This is a genomic window from Actinoplanes sp. NPDC048988, from assembly GCF_043197815.1.
In the GTDB taxonomy this organism is placed as follows: Bacteria; Actinomycetota; Actinomycetes; order Mycobacteriales; family Micromonosporaceae; genus Actinoplanes.
The window spans coordinates 91,013-104,439 of the sequence record NZ_JBICTW010000001.1 but is presented as its reverse complement, the minus strand read 5'-3'; the positions used below and the strand labels follow the sequence as shown (position 1 = coordinate 104,439).

Here is a 13,427-nt window from a genome sequence, read left to right as displayed (position 1 = left end):
GCATCGACCCCTTACTATGCCGGGCGTCATTCCCGTCAGAAGGGTCGTTCCGTATGCCTCTGAAGACGCACCGACTACTCACCGCCGCGCTGGCGGGGGCCCTGGCGGCGGGTGCCGTCACGGCCCCCGCGCTGGCCGGCACCGCCAAAACGGGCCCGGACGCCGTGCCCACGCCCAAACTCGGCTGGTACAAGTGCTACGACTACGCCGAGTGCGCCACGGTCAGGCTTCCGCTCGACTACGACAACCCGCGCGGCGCCACCACCGAGATCGCCGTGCTGCGGGTGAAGGCCAAGAACCAGGCCAAGAAGATCGGCAGCCTGTTCGTCAACCCGGGCGGGCCGGGCGGCTCGGCCACCCAGTTCGCGCTGGACGCGCCCAACTGGCTCACCGACCCGCTGCTCCAGCGCTTCGACGTCGTCGGCGTCGACCCGCGCGGCATCGGCGCCAGCCAGAACGTGCGCTGCTTCAAGTCCGTCAAGGACCAGACCGCGGTCCTCGACCTGATGAACGTGCCCTTCCCGGTCACCACGGCCGAGGAGAAGGCGTACGTCAAAGGGTCGCAGTTGCTCGGTAAGGCCTGCTCGACCACGGGCCGGCCACTGACCGGCGCCGCCTCCACGGCCGAGGTCGCCCGCGACATGGACGTCATCCGCCGCGCGGTCGGCGACAAGAAGCTGAACTACCTGGGCTTCAGCTACGGCAGCGCGCTCGGGCAGTACTACGCCAACATGTTCCCGAGCCGGTTCCGGGCGCTGGTCGTCGACGGCGTGCTCGACCCGAACGCCTGGGTCGGCAACACCCGGCAGATCATCGACGACCGGCTGCACTCCAGCGACGGCGCGTACAAGGCGCTGATCGAGATCCTGAAACGCTGCGACAAGGCGGGCGAGAGCAAGTGCGTCTTCGCCGAGGGTGATCCGGTCAAGCGGTTCGACGCCATCGCCCAGAGCCTGAAGAAGAAGCCGCTCGCCCTGCCGGACGGCGAGGGCGGGACGATCCAGGTGACGTACGCCGTCTTCGTCGGGGCGATCCTCGGCGCGCTCTACCAGTTCGACGCCGGCGAGCAGGTCACCGCCCTGGCCGACCTGGTCGGGGACGCCCTTCGGGGTGGTTCCACGGCGGCCCTGGTCACGCGGGTGAAGGACGCGCGGGCCTCGCGGGCGTACGACTTCCCGTACGACAACGGCGCCGAGGCGGGCACCACGGTGATCTGTACCGACGGCCGGTTCCCGGCCAACGCGGCGGACTGGCCGCGGTACGCCGACCGGCGAGACGCCAAGGCGCCGTACTTCGGCCGCTCGTGGGGCTGGATCGACAGCCCGTGCGCCCACAAGACGTGGACCGTGCGGGACGAGGACGCGTACACCGGTCCCTTCACCCGCCGGACGGCCGCCCCCGTGCTGGTCGTCGGCAGTTTCTGGGATCCGGCCACCAACTACCGGGGCGCGGTCTCGTCGAGCCGGCTGCTGCCGAACTCGGTGCTGCTGTCGAGCAACAACTGGGGCCACACCGCGTACGGCTCCGGGGTCTGCGCCACCACGGCGATCGACACCTACCTGCTGACCGGCAAGCCGCCGGCCCGCGGCAAGGTCTGCACCGACGCGCCGCAGCCGTTCCAGACCCCGGTTTTGACCGCCACCTCGTTCTTGAAGAAGCGGCCGCCGATCGCGGCGCCGTTACCGGATTCGATCCTGACTCCGGCCAAGCTCTGAAATTCTCCGATGGTGGGGCGGCTTCCGGGCCGCCCCACCGCTAGTGCCAGCCGCTTCGGTCGCGGGAGTCCGCGACCTTGCCGGTGATCGACGCGACGAGGATGACCAGGAAGAAGAGCGCGAGTACGAGTTCCATGCATTGAGCATCTTCGTCTTCCGGCCGGGCCGACAGTGGCAGATATGCCATGCATCTTCAAAATCCTGCCAACCGGCCGTATGCTGCGTCACATGCTGCGCAACGTGGCCGTGATCGCCCTGCCCGACGTCGCCCCGTTCGAGCTGGGCGTCCTCTGTGAACTGTTCGGCTACGACCGCTCGGCCGACGGCCTGCCCACCTACGACTTCGCCGTCTGCTCGATCGACGGCGCCCCGGTGCCCAGCCGGTCCGGCTTCGACGTCGCCGTCAAACACGACCTTTCCCGTACGGAAGCCGCCGACCTGGTCGTGGTCGCCCCCTTCGACAATCCCTGGTACGGGCCGCCCGAGTCGGTCAGCGCGGCCCTGCGCTCCGCGTACGACCGGGGTGCGTGGGTGATGAGCGTCTGCACCAGCGCGTTCGCGCTCGGCGCGGCCGGGCTGCTCGACGGCCGCCGCTGCACCACCCACTGGCTGCACACGGAACGGCTGGCCCGGCAGTTCCCGTCCGCGATCGTCGACGCCGACGTGCTCTACGTGCAGGACGGGCGCGTGCTCACCAGCGCCGGCACGGCCGCCAGCATCGACGCCGGCCTCCACCTGATCCGCCAGGAACACGGCAGCGCGGTCGCCACCATGCTGGCCCGGCGCATGGTCGTGCCCCCCCACCGCGACGGCGGCCAGGCGCAGTACATCGAAACCCCGCTCAAGCCGGTCGAGTGCGCCACCATGCAGCCGGTGCTGACCGCGGTGATGGAAACCCTCGACCAGCCGCACACGGTCGACACCATGGCCGACCTGGCGCACATGGCCCCGCGTACCTTCGCCCGCAAATTCCGGGAGGAGACCGGCGTGACCCCGCACGACTGGCTCACCGGCCAGCGCCTGCTGCTCGCCCGCCGCCTGCTCGAGGAGTCCGACCTCGGCGTCGACGTGGTCGCCGACCGGACCGGCTTCGGCAGCGCGGCCACCCTGCGCCACCACTTCGCGCAACGGCTGAGCACGACCCCGCAGGCCTACCGGGGAACGTTCCGGTCGTCACAGCCGGTGTGATTACCTGCCGGCGCGGGCAAACGCCCGGTCATGGCGAAGACTCCCGGCCCCACGCTGTTCGTGCTCTTCGGAGCCACCGGTGACCTGGCCCGGCGGATGGTGCTGCCGGCCTTCTACACGCTCGCGGCCGAAGGGCTGCTCCCCGACGACTGGATCCTGGTCGGCAACGGCCGCGGCGACGTCACCCACGAGAACTTCCGCAAGCACGTCCACGACGCGCTGACCGAGTTCGGCCCGGCGCCGGCCAAGGGGCCGTGGAAGGAGTTCGCGTCCCGGCTGCGCTTCGCCGGCGGCGGCTTCAACAGCGACGACCCGGGCAGCCTGCTCGACGTCATCGCCGACGCCCGATCGTCGCTGGGCTCGTCGGCGCAGCTCGTCCACTACCTGGCGATCCCGCCGGTGGCATTCCCGGAGACCACCGAGGCGCTCGGGAAACACGGGCTCGCCGACGGGGCGCGGGTGGTCTACGAGAAGCCGTACGGGACCTCGCCCTCGTCTTTCCGCTCCCTCAACCGGCTCGTGCACCGGGTGCTGAAGGAGGAGCAGGTCTACCGGATCGACCACTTCCTGGGCAAGGAGGCCACACAGAACCTGCACGTGGCCCGCTTCGCGAACGAGGCGTTGGCCGCGCTGTGGAACCGCGACCACATCGAGAGCGTGCAGATCGACGTTCCCGAGACGCTGGGCGTGGAGGACCGGGCGGGCTTCTACGACGCGACCGGCGCCGTGCTCGACATGCTGGTCACCCACCTGTTCCAGGTGGCGGCCGAGGTGGCGATGGAACCACCGGCCAGCCTGGGCGCGGCCGACCTGCAGACCGCGAGGGAGAAGGTGATCCGCGCGTTCCGCCCGATCGACCCGGCCGAGGTGGTGCTGGGCCAGTACACGGGCTACAAGTCCATCAAGGGCGTCAAGCGAGGATCGAAGACGGACACGTACGTGGCGGCCAAGCTGTGGATCGACAACCCGCGCTGGCGCGGCGTGCCGTTCCTGCTGCGTACGGGAAAGAGGCTGGCCGAAAGCAGGCAGGTGGTGAGCCTGGTGCTGAAGAGGCCGGCGGGCCCGTTCGCCTCCCTGCCGTCCCAGTCGAACGTGCTGACGTTCGACCTGGCGGGCGACGGCGCGATCGACCTGTCCCTGCTGGTCAAGAGGCCGGGGGTGGCCCTGGAACTCGATCCGGGGAGCGTGCGGCTGCCGCTGTCCGAACTGCCGCAGGCGGAGCCGCTGCCCCCGTACGTCCGCCTGATCCACGACGTCCTGCTGGGCGACCGTTCCCTGTTCACCCGCCCGGACGGCCTGAGCGCGACGTGGAAGACGATCGGCCCCCTGCTGGACGCGCCACCGGCACCGGCCGCCTACGCCCAGGGGTCGTGGGGTCCGGCCCAGGCCCGCAAGCTGGCGCCCTGGCTGCTGGGCTCCTGACAGAGTTCTCGTCGCGGATTCGTTCCGCTCCGGCCACATCCATCCGCCCGAAATGTCTTCAGGCCAAACTTGTCAGTCTGACCTGACGACATTACGGTGGGAGCCATGACAGACATCCCGGAATCGGCGGCGCACGCGGCCACCGAGGTGCGGGTCGTCTTCAGCCGGTTGCGGCGGCGGCTTCGGGAAGTGGCGAAACTCGACGAGCTCACCCCCTCGCAGACCTCGGTTCTGAGCCGCCTCGACAAGGGCGGGCCGGCCTCCTCATCCGCGCTGGCCGCGGCCGAGCAGGTGCGCCCACAGTCGATGGCGGCCACGATCGCCGCGATCGAGCAGGCCGGGCTCGTCACGCGTACGCCGGATCCGGCCGACGGGCGCAAGCAGCTGATCTCCCTGAGTGACCTCGGCCGCGAGCGGATCGGCGTCTCGCGGCAAGCGCGTGAGGAGTGGATGGCCCGCGCGCTCACCGACGACTTCACCGAGGACGAGCGTCAGACGATCATCGCGGCGCTCGCGCTGCTTGATCGACTGGCCGATCGATGACGGTAGCCACCGCCGAGACCGCTTTTGATCGGCGCCTGATAGCGCCCATGGTGCTCGGCTCGATCCTCAATCCGATCAACTCGTCGATGATCGCGGTGGCGCTGGTCCCGATCGGCCTGGCGCTCGGCGCCTCGCCGTCCGAAACGGCGTGGCTCGTCTCGGCGCTCTATCTGGCCACCGCCACCGGGCAGCCGGTGGTCGGCAAGCTCGTCGACCGGTACGGCCCCCGCAATCTCTATCTCGCCGGCAGCGCCCTGGTCGGAATAGCCGGCGTCCTCGGCCTCCTCGCCCCTGACCTCGGTGTGCTCATCGTTTCCCGCGTGCTGCTCGGTCTCGGTACTTGCGCGGGCTATCCGGCCGCGATGTATCTGATCAGGAGCGAATCCCGGCGTACGGGAAAAGACAGCCCCGGCGGCGTCCTCACCGCGCTCGCCGTCTCGGCTCAGACGATCATCGTCATCGGTCCCACCTTCGGCGGCCTCCTCATCGGGCTGGGCGGATGGCGCTCGATCTTCGCGGTCAACATTCCGCTCGCGCTCGCCTGTGTCGTGTTCGGACTGCTGCGCCTGCCGCGTTTCACCGGTGAGCCGCCGGCCACCCGTCTCGACTTCCTCGGTATCGGCCTGTTCGCCGCGACATTGACCGCGCTGATGCTGTATCTGATGGATCCGGCGCTCGATGACCTCTGGCTGCTGGCCGTCATGGCCCTGTGCGCGGCCGGATTCGCCTGGCGGGAACTGCGCGCCGCCGACCCTTTTCTCGACCTGCGCGTCCTCGGCGGCAACGGGCCGCTGATCGCGACCTATGTGCGTGCGCTGTTCGCCCAGACGGCTTCCTACGCCATTCTGTACGGCTTCACCCAGTGGCTGGAAGCGGGACGCGGACTGAGCGCCTCGCACGCCGGTCTGGTCCTGCTGCCGATGTCCCTGTTCGCCATCGTGATTTCGGGTGTGACGGGGCGCCGGAAGGCGTACCGACCGAAATTGATCGTTGGTGGTCTGGGTCAGCTCGTGGTGAGCGTCCTGATGCTCACACTGAACGCGGACAGCCCGCTCTGGCTGCCGGTCCTGGTGACGCTGATCTGCGGCCTTCCGCAGGGTCTGAACAACCTGGCAAATCAGAACGCCCTCTACTACCAGGCCGACCCATCACGCATCGGAGCGGCGTCCGGCCTGCTGCGCACTTTCAGTTACCTCGGCGCGATGGTGTCCTCGGCCGCCACCGGCATCTACTTCAAGCACGGCGCCGACACGTCCGGCCTGCACGGCCTGGCGATCTTCCTGTCCGTCGTGGCCGTCCTGATGCTCATCCTCGTTCTGGCCGACCGCTCGCTGTCGCGCGTCGGCACCCGATCCCCGTCCTGAAAGGCACCACCATGCCCGTCACCACCCTCGACCCGAAGACCGCGCTCGTGGTCGTCGACCTGCAGCGCGGCATCGTCACCGCCCCGGTCACCCCGCACTCGGCGGCCGACGTGGTCGCCCGTACCGCTTCGCTGGCGTCCGCGTTCCGCGAGAAAAACCTTCCCGTCATTCTCGTACGCGTCACCGGCCGCCCCGACGGCGCCGACTCGCTCCGCGCCCGCACCGACACCTCCCGCCCGGCCGGCCCCCGCCCCGAGGGCTGGGACCACATCGTCGACGACCTCACCAAGGGCGACGACATCATCGTCACCAAGCGCAACTGGGGCGCCTTCTACGGCACCGACCTGGACCTCCAGCTGCGCCGCCGCGGCATCACCCAGGTCGTCCTCACCGGCATTGCCACCAGCATCGGCGTCGAGTCGACGGCCCGGGCCGCCCACGAGCACGGCTACCAGGTCACCATCGCCACCGACGCGGTGAGCGACCTCGACCCCGGCACCCACCGCAACAGCATCGAGAAGATCTTCCCCCGCCTCGCCGAAACCGGCACCACCGCCGAAATCCTCGCCCTGCTCGCCTGACCAGGCCCGGCCCCGCATCAAATCTGGTGCAGCCAGGCGATGAAGAAGACGATCGCCGGCACCGGCGCCAACACGGCCACGGGGATCACCCAGGGTTCGCGGGGGCGGCCGGCCAGCCCGGCGGTCAGTCGCCGGTGCACGGCGGCGATCCCGACCAGGGCCAGCGCCGCCACAGCGGTGATCGGGATTCCGGCGGCGAAGTGGGCCAGCCAGGCGCCGGCGCGGGTCGGCCCACCCCAGGAATTGTCGTACGGGCCGTGGTCGACCAGCCCGTACAGCAATCCGCGGAGCACCCCCAGCAGCTCGACGCCGAGCGGGACGAGCGCCGCCACACCGAGCAGGACACTCAGCACGCCGTAGCCGAACGCCGCCGCTCGCCCGCGGGGCCGTCCCGTCACCACTGCGGCGACCGACCGGGGAAGAAGCGTCAAGCAGTAGACGGAGTCGCGGCCGGCGGCTGACAGCGCCCGTCCGAGCCGTGAGCGCGCAACGGCAATAGTCATGCCCCGATGCTCGGCCGATCCGGCCGGCGCCTCCAGCGTGCTGACCCGGCCATCGAAGTTCGGTTATCCACACCGGCCCCGCCCACCTGGTCGTGGGACCGTTGCCCGGCCCCGGGCGAAGCAGTCCGGGCACCGTAGCCGGCCCGGGTGGAGCGGTCGGGGACCGTTGCCCGGACCCGCTGAAGCGGTCGAGGGGCCGTTACCCGGCGCGGGTGATGCGGTCGGCGACCTCCTCGACCGAGGTGGCGGCGACCACGCCCGCGGGAAGCGGCGGCCGGTCGACCATCACCACCGGGATGCCGCGTTCGCGGGCGGCGGCGAGCTTGGCGCCGGGACCGCCGCTGTCCTTGGTGACCAGGACGTCGATGGCGTGGCCGGCGAGGATGCGCCGCTCGCCGTCCAGGGTGAAGGGCCCCCGGTCGAGCAGCACCTCCAGACGCGCGGGCATGGGCGGGGCCGGCGGCTCCACCGAGCGGGCCAGGAACCAGGCGTCCACGTCGGCGAAGGCCGCGATGCCCTGACGGCCGGTGGTCAGGAAGACGCGGCGGCCGAGGCGGGGGAGCAGCGCGGCGGCGCCGGGAAGATCCGGAACCCGGTGCCACTCGTCGCCCGGACTCTCGGCCCATCCGGGACGGCGCAAAGCAATTAGTGGTACGCCGGTGGCCGCGGCGGCCGCGGCGGCGTTCGCACTGATCCCGGCCGCGAACGGGTGAGTGGCGTCGACCAGAACATCGATCCGCGATGTCCGCAAATATCCGGCCAATCCGGCCACGCCGCCGAAGCCGCCGATCCGGACCTCTCCCGGCGGCAGCAGAGGAGCCGACGTCCGCCCGGCCAGCGAAGTGATCACCACAATCGCCGAGGCCGGCGAGCCGATCGCTGGGCCGGCCGCGGGCGAAGGGAAGCGCGGCGAAGGGCCGTGCGGCGCAGAGGAGGGCAGCGCGGACGAGGGCGGCGTGGAGGAGGGCGGCGTGGAGGAGGGCGGCGCGGAGGAGGGCGGCGCGGAGGAGGGCGGCGTGGAGGAGGGCGGCGCGGAAGAGGGCGGCGAAGAGGAGGGCGGCGAAGAAGAGGGCGGCGAATGGAAGCGTGGCGAAGGGGAGGTTGGCGGAGGGAGGTGCGGCGAAGGGGAGGGCGCGGAAGCCAGGGCGGTGGCCAGGGCGCGGGCCTCGGTGGTGCCGCCCAGGATCAGGACTCTCGGCATCGGGTGGTGGAGTAGAGGTGGCTGTCGGGGAAGTGGGCGGCGGTCAGAGCGGGCCCCACGACGATCACCGCCGTGCGCTTGATGCCGGCCTCCTTCACCTGGGCCGCGATGTCGGACAGGGTGCCGCGCAGGATCTGCTCGTCGGGGCGGCTGGCCCGGGCCACCACCGCGACCGGGCAGCCGGCGCCGTAGGACGGGATCAGGTCGGCCACCACGGCCTCGATGCGCTGGACGGCCAGGTGCAGGACCATCGTGGAGCGGCTGGCGCTCAACGTGTGCAGGTCCTCGCCCGGCGGCATGGCCGTGGCCCGTTCGGCGGTGCGGGTCAGGATGACCGTCTGCGCCACCTCGGGGACCGTGAACTCGCGGGCCAGGGACGCCGCGGCCGCGGCGAAGGCGGGAACACCGGGGGTCACGTCGTACGGGACGCCGGCCGCGTCGAGGCGGCGCATCTGCTCGGCCACGGCGCTGAAGACCGACGGGTCGCCGGAGTGCAGGCGGGCCACGTCCTGGCCGGCCGCGTGGGCGGCGACCATCTCGGCGAGGATCTGGTCGAGGTTGAGGCCGGCGGTGTCGATTTTGCGGGCGCCCGGCGGGCAGCCCTCGAGCAGTTCGGCCGGGACCAGGCTGCCCGCGTACAGGCAGACGGGCGACGAGGCGATCAACCGCTGTCCCCGTACGGTGATCAGATCGGCCGCGCCCGGACCGGCGCCGATGAAGTGGATCATCGGGTCACCGACCAGATGGTCACCGGCATCATTGCTCTCCATCCCGTGAAGCCGCCCACCGGCGACGCCCGATTGACCGCCACCCGGGTCATCTCACCGCCGTGCTCGGCGTACGCCGCGGCCAGGAACGCCTCGGACTCGACGGTCACCGCGTTCGCCACCAGGCGCCCACCGGGCCGCAGGGCCGCCAGGCAGGCCTCGAGCACCCCGTCGCGGGTCAGCCCGCCCCCGATGAAGATCGTGTCCGGCGCCGGCAGCCCTTCGAGCGCGGCCGGCGCGCTGCCCTGCACCACCCGCAACCCGGGAACGCCCAGAGATGCGGCATTCACCCCGATTGTCGAGACGCGGTCGGCGTGCGACTCGACGGCGATGGCCCGGCACGACGGATGACTCCGCATCCATTCGATCCCGATGGACCCCGACCCCGCACCCACATCCCACAGAAGCGCCCCGGGAACCGGAGCCAGGACGGACATGGTCACCGCCCGCACCTCCCGCTTGGTCAGCTGCCCATCCGAGACGTACGACGAATCCGGCAACCCGGGCACGAGCGACGACGAGGGCCCGGCCCCGCAGTCGATCGCCATCACGTTCAGCGGATCGGCGCCCGAAATATCGGAAGAGACCTGCTCCAAAGGGCCGCCGAGCTGGGAAAGCACCGTAACGGAGGCCGCCGCAAAACCGGCCGAGGAAAGCAGGGAGGCCACCGCGGCCGGCGTGGAGGCGTCCCGCGACAGCACCAGGATCTTCCGCCCGGGATTGAGAACCCGGCGCACCACGTCGACCGGCTCCGTGACCAGGCTCACGACCTCCACCGAGGCCAGCGGCCACCCCAGCCGGGCCGCCGCGAGCGACACCGACGACGGATGCGGCAACACGCGTACCCGGGAAGCTCCCAGCACCCGCACCAGAGTCGCCCCGATGCCATGGAACATCGGATCACCGCTTGCCAGTACGCACACCCCCGGCCCCGCGTGCTCCTCGAAGAGCCCCGGCAGCGCCGGTACCAGCGGAGACGGCCAGGCCACGCGCTCGGCCGGCACCGCGGGCGGCAGCAGTTCGAGCTGCCGCGAGCTACCCAGGATCACCCGTGCTTCGGTGAGCGCGCTCCGGGACGTACGGGAAAGGTCGTCCCACCCGCCGGCGCCGATGCCGACCACAGTGACCAGGTCGGGGTTGCCGTCGCGCATGCGCCGAACCTATCGCGACCCCACCTGGCGAGATTTTCCGGATCCGGTTGAGCGATGGTCGCGCCGGGTGCGTACAACCTCCCGACGGCTTGTCGGACCGCTGAACGGGTGAGGACTATGGCGCAGGGACCCCCCACGTTCCAGCAGCGCTACGTGCCGGACGAGGACGAGCAGTATTTCGCCGATCTGCGCGGAGCGCCCGACCCGGACGACCCGTGGGGCGCGCAGGACGACGATCCGCGCCTGTCCGGCGGCCACGGCGTGCGGGAGGTCGACAACTGGCTGCCCGACGACGAGTTCCGCCGCAGCGACATCCTGATCGAGTCGCAGACCGACCCGACCGGCTGGAAGACCACCGGCGCGGTGCAGCCGCCGATGTCCGACGACCGCCCGCCGGCCGAGGCCATCTCCGGCAACCGGCTGCTCACGGTCCTGCTCTTCTTCTCCGGGCTCGCCACCAGCGTCGCCCTGTGGGTCTTCGACACCCAGCCGGGCGCGGTCAGCGACACGCCGACCCTGATGCTCGCGGCCGGACGGATCACCGGGCTGATCGGCGGCTACCTGCTCTTCGTGCAGCTGCTGATGATGAGCCGGGTCTCCTGGCTCGAGGAGTGGGTCGGGGCGCGTGATCTGCTGCGCTGGCACCGCTGGCTCGGCACCTCGCTCGTGGTCTTCGTGCTGGCCCACATCGTCTTCATCGTGTACGGGTACGCGCTGACCGGCGACACCGGCGTGGTCGACCAGGGCTGGACGATCATCACCACGTTCCCCGAGATGATCAGTGCCACGGTCGCGACCGGCCTGCTGGTCCTGATCAGCCTGATCTCGATCCGGGCGGCACGGGCCAAATTGCCGTACGAACTGTGGCACTTGATCCATCTTTCCGGCTATCTGGTGCTTCTTCTCGGGTACGGGCATCAGGTCGCGACCGGCGCCGACCTGAGCGGCCGCTTCGCCTCCGTGTTCTGGCCCGCGCTGGGCGCCCTGGTCATCTCGGCGCTGGTCTGGGGCCGTCTGATCGAGCCGCTCTGGCTCAACGTGCGGCACCGCTTCGAGGTGGCCGAGGTGGTCGGCGAGGCGTCCGGCACGTTCTCGGTGTACATCGGCGGCAAGAACCTGGAGAAGCTGCCCGCGCAGGCCGGCCAGTTCATGCGGTGGCGCTTCCTGACCCGTAACGGCTGGTGGCAGTCGCACCCGTTCTCGCTGTCGGCGGCGCCCAACGCCCAGTGGCTGCGGCTCACCGTGACCGCCGTCGGCGGGCACACGTCACTGCTGGCCACGATGAAGCCGGGCACGCCGGTCTGGGCCGAGGGGCCGTTCGGGGTCTTCACGGCCCAGCGCCGTACGCGCCGGCGCGCGCTGCTGATCGCCGGCGGCAGCGGCATCGCGCCGATCCGGGCCCTGCTCGAGGACATGCCGCCGGACACCATCGTGATCTACCGGGCCTCGCGCCCGGACGAACTCGTCTTCCGCGGCGAGCTGGAGGACCTGGCCGAGCAGCGCGACGCCTGGGTCCGCTACATCGTCGGATCCCGCAACGATCCCGGCCCGAAGCGGCTGTTCACCCCGGACGGGTTGCTCGGCCTGGTCCCGGACGTGAGCCGCCGCGACGTCTACCTGTGCGGACCGCCGGGCCTGGTCGGTGCGGCCGTGGCGACCCTGCGCGAGCTGGACGTCCCCGACAGTCAGCTGCACCTGGACCCGTTCGAGTTCTAGAGGAGTTCTTCCGATGCGACGTAGTACCGCGGCCGCCGTCGGCACCCTGACCGGTGCGGCGCTGATCATCGGGGTCCGGTTGAGCGTGCAGCCGCCGGCGGCCCCGGTGGCCGCCCCGCCCGCCGTCGACCTGGCCGGCGGCACCCCGGCCCCCAAGCCCTCCACCTCCGCCGCCGGCAACAAGTCGGGCAAGACGACGGCTCCGAAGCCGAAGACCGGCCTCAAGGACGGCGTCTACAAGGGCAAGGGCGCCACCAACCCGTACGGCACGGTCCAGGTCCAGATCCGCGTCGAGGGTGGCGAGATCACCGCGGCCGAGGCGACCTACCCGACCACCGCCGACAGCGCCACCATCAACCCGCCCGCGGTCGCCGCCCTCAAACAGGAGACCCTGGGCGCCAAGACCGCCAAGGACGTGGCCGCCGTCTCCGGCGCCACCTACACGAGCAAGTCCTACGCCGAGTCCCTCCAGGCAGCGCTGGACGCCGCAAAGGCGTAGGGTCACGCTCTGTGCGCCACGTCGAGCATGTGATGGGTACGACGGTCAGCATCGAACTGACCCCCGATCGTCCCGACGACGAGCTCCGAGCCCTGATCGCGGACGTCTGCGGTTGGCTGCACGAGGTCGACGCCCGTTTCAGCACGTACAAGGCGGACAGCGAGGTGTGCCGCTTCCGCCGGGGCGAGATCACCCACGCCGACCTGTCCCCGGACATGCGCCACGTCCTCGACGCCTGCGCCGACCTGTGGCGCGACACGGACGGTTACTTCGACGCGTACGCGACGGGCCCGCTCGACCCGTCGGGCTACGTGAAGGGCTGGTCGGTCGAGGTGGCCTCGGCCCGCCTGCTGGCCAAGGGCTCGACCAGCCACTACATCAACGCCGGGGGCGACATCCGCATGCGCGGCCACCACCCCGACGGCGGCCCCTGGCGGGTCGGCATCCGCCATCCGTGGGAGGCCGGCAAACTGAGCTGGGTCCTCGCCCTGACCGACGGCGCGGTAGCCACCTCAGGCACGTACGAGCGAGGCGACCATGTCATCAACCCCCGCACCGGCCGCCCGGCCCAGGGCCTGCGCTCGGTCACGGTCGTCGGCCCCGACCTGGCCCGGGCCGACGCCTACGCCACCGCCGCCCTGGCCATGGGCGAGCCCGGCACAACCTGGCTGGCCAAACAGGCCGCCAACGGCTACGACTCAGCCGTGGTGACCGACGACGGCCGAGCCTTCAGCTCAGCCAACCTCCCCGCCGCCGTCTGAGCGCCCAGATCACTAG

13 protein-coding genes are annotated in these 13,427 nt (G+C 71.0%); 9 read left to right on the top strand and 4 right to left on the bottom strand.

What is annotated here, in order from left to right:
• Positions 1-53 precede the first annotated feature (53 nt).
• The 6 genes from ACGFJ7_RS00490 to ACGFJ7_RS00465 all read left to right on the top strand — a co-directional run bounded on the left by ACGFJ7_RS00490 (position 54) and on the right by ACGFJ7_RS00465 (position 6,813).
• Entirely contained in the window at positions 54-1,715 is a 1,662-nt protein-coding gene (locus tag ACGFJ7_RS00490; protein ID WP_392639917.1) for an alpha/beta hydrolase, read from the top strand.
• A 228-nt stretch (positions 1,716-1,943) separates the two neighbouring features.
• The gene (locus tag ACGFJ7_RS00485) at positions 1,944-2,903 is read left to right on the top strand and encodes a helix-turn-helix domain-containing protein (RefSeq protein ID WP_360241099.1); all 960 of its coding nucleotides are present in this window, start codon (positions 1,944-1,946) and stop codon (positions 2,901-2,903) included.
• A gap of 30 nt (positions 2,904-2,933) precedes the next feature.
• Positions 2,934-4,325: a glucose-6-phosphate dehydrogenase gene (gene zwf / locus ACGFJ7_RS00480; protein WP_392639914.1), complete on the top strand. Its 1,392-nt coding sequence runs from the start codon at positions 2,934-2,936 to the stop codon at positions 4,323-4,325.
• A gap of 105 nt (positions 4,326-4,430) precedes the next feature.
• Entirely contained in the window at positions 4,431-4,868 is a 438-nt protein-coding gene (locus tag ACGFJ7_RS00475) for a MarR family transcriptional regulator (RefSeq protein ID WP_360241093.1), read from the top strand.
• Entirely contained in the window at positions 4,865-6,232 is a 1,368-nt protein-coding gene (locus tag ACGFJ7_RS00470) for an MFS transporter (protein WP_392639911.1), read from the top strand. The genes ACGFJ7_RS00475 and ACGFJ7_RS00470 overlap by 4 nt, the downstream gene beginning before the upstream one ends.
• 11 nt (positions 6,233-6,243) lie before the next feature.
• Positions 6,244-6,813, top strand: coding sequence for a hydrolase (locus tag ACGFJ7_RS00465; protein ID WP_360241087.1), 570 nt, complete (start codon positions 6,244-6,246; stop codon positions 6,811-6,813).
• Between the two features lie 17 nt (positions 6,814-6,830).
• Here ACGFJ7_RS00465 and ACGFJ7_RS00460 read toward each other — a convergent pair whose 3' ends face one another.
• The 4 genes from ACGFJ7_RS00460 to cbiE all read right to left on the bottom strand — a co-directional run bounded on the left by ACGFJ7_RS00460 (position 6,831) and on the right by cbiE (position 10,435).
• On the bottom strand, positions 6,831-7,316 hold the full coding sequence (locus ACGFJ7_RS00460) for a hypothetical protein (RefSeq protein ID WP_392639908.1): 486 nt from the start codon (positions 7,314-7,316) through the stop codon (positions 6,831-6,833).
• A gap of 199 nt (positions 7,317-7,515) precedes the next feature.
• Positions 7,516-8,169 carry a cobalt-precorrin-6A reductase gene (locus ACGFJ7_RS00455; protein ID WP_392639906.1) on the bottom strand — a complete coding sequence of 218 codons (654 nt, stop codon included), beginning with the start codon at positions 8,167-8,169 and terminating at the stop codon, positions 7,516-7,518.
• Between the two features lie 332 nt (positions 8,170-8,501).
• Positions 8,502-9,287, bottom strand: coding sequence for a precorrin-4 C(11)-methyltransferase (gene cobM / locus ACGFJ7_RS00450; RefSeq protein ID WP_360241078.1), 786 nt, complete (start codon positions 9,285-9,287; stop codon positions 8,502-8,504).
• Positions 9,242-10,435, bottom strand: coding sequence for a precorrin-6y C5,15-methyltransferase (decarboxylating) subunit CbiE (gene cbiE / locus ACGFJ7_RS00445; protein WP_392639903.1), 1,194 nt, complete (start codon positions 10,433-10,435; stop codon positions 9,242-9,244). Before cbiE ends, cobM begins: the two co-directional genes overlap by 46 nt.
• Positions 10,436-10,552: 117 nt before the next feature.
• Between cbiE and ACGFJ7_RS00440 the strand changes: the two genes are divergently transcribed.
• The 3 genes from ACGFJ7_RS00440 to ACGFJ7_RS00430 are packed head-to-tail and all read left to right on the top strand — an operon-like array spanning position 10,553 to position 13,411.
• Positions 10,553-12,151, top strand: coding sequence for a ferric reductase-like transmembrane domain-containing protein (locus ACGFJ7_RS00440; protein ID WP_392639900.1), 1,599 nt, complete (start codon positions 10,553-10,555; stop codon positions 12,149-12,151).
• Between the two features lie 13 nt (positions 12,152-12,164).
• Positions 12,165-12,650, top strand: a complete 486-nt coding sequence (locus tag ACGFJ7_RS00435) for an FMN-binding protein (RefSeq protein WP_360241069.1) — start codon at positions 12,165-12,167, stop codon at positions 12,648-12,650.
• A 32-nt stretch (positions 12,651-12,682) separates the two neighbouring features.
• Positions 12,683-13,411: an FAD:protein FMN transferase gene (locus ACGFJ7_RS00430; protein WP_360243503.1), complete on the top strand. Its 729-nt coding sequence runs from the start codon at positions 12,683-12,685 to the stop codon at positions 13,409-13,411.
• Positions 13,412-13,427 lie beyond the last annotated feature (16 nt).

Coding starts and splice junctions, on each gene's coding strand:
- ACGFJ7_RS00460 (WP_392639908.1), bottom strand. CDS start 7,316: ATGACTATTGCCGTTGCGCGCTCACGGCTCGGACGGGCGCTGTCAGCC.
- cbiE (WP_392639903.1), bottom strand. CDS start 10,435: ATGCGCGACGGCAACCCCGACCTGGTCACTGTGGTCGGCATCGGCGCC.
- cobM (WP_360241078.1), bottom strand. CDS start 9,287: ATGGAGAGCAATGATGCCGGTGACCATCTGGTCGGTGACCCGATGATC.
- ACGFJ7_RS00485 (WP_360241099.1), top strand. CDS start 1,944: ATGCTGCGCAACGTGGCCGTGATCGCCCTGCCCGACGTCGCCCCGTTC.
- ACGFJ7_RS00490 (WP_392639917.1), top strand. CDS start 54: ATGCCTCTGAAGACGCACCGACTACTCACCGCCGCGCTGGCGGGGGCC.
- ACGFJ7_RS00475 (WP_360241093.1), top strand. CDS start 4,431: ATGACAGACATCCCGGAATCGGCGGCGCACGCGGCCACCGAGGTGCGG.
- ACGFJ7_RS00470 (WP_392639911.1), top strand. CDS start 4,865: ATGACGGTAGCCACCGCCGAGACCGCTTTTGATCGGCGCCTGATAGCG.
- ACGFJ7_RS00435 (WP_360241069.1), top strand. CDS start 12,165: ATGCGACGTAGTACCGCGGCCGCCGTCGGCACCCTGACCGGTGCGGCG.
- zwf (WP_392639914.1), top strand. CDS start 2,934: ATGGCGAAGACTCCCGGCCCCACGCTGTTCGTGCTCTTCGGAGCCACC.
- ACGFJ7_RS00430 (WP_360243503.1), top strand. CDS start 12,683: ATGGGTACGACGGTCAGCATCGAACTGACCCCCGATCGTCCCGACGAC.
- ACGFJ7_RS00465 (WP_360241087.1), top strand. CDS start 6,244: ATGCCCGTCACCACCCTCGACCCGAAGACCGCGCTCGTGGTCGTCGAC.
- ACGFJ7_RS00440 (WP_392639900.1), top strand. CDS start 10,553: ATGGCGCAGGGACCCCCCACGTTCCAGCAGCGCTACGTGCCGGACGAG.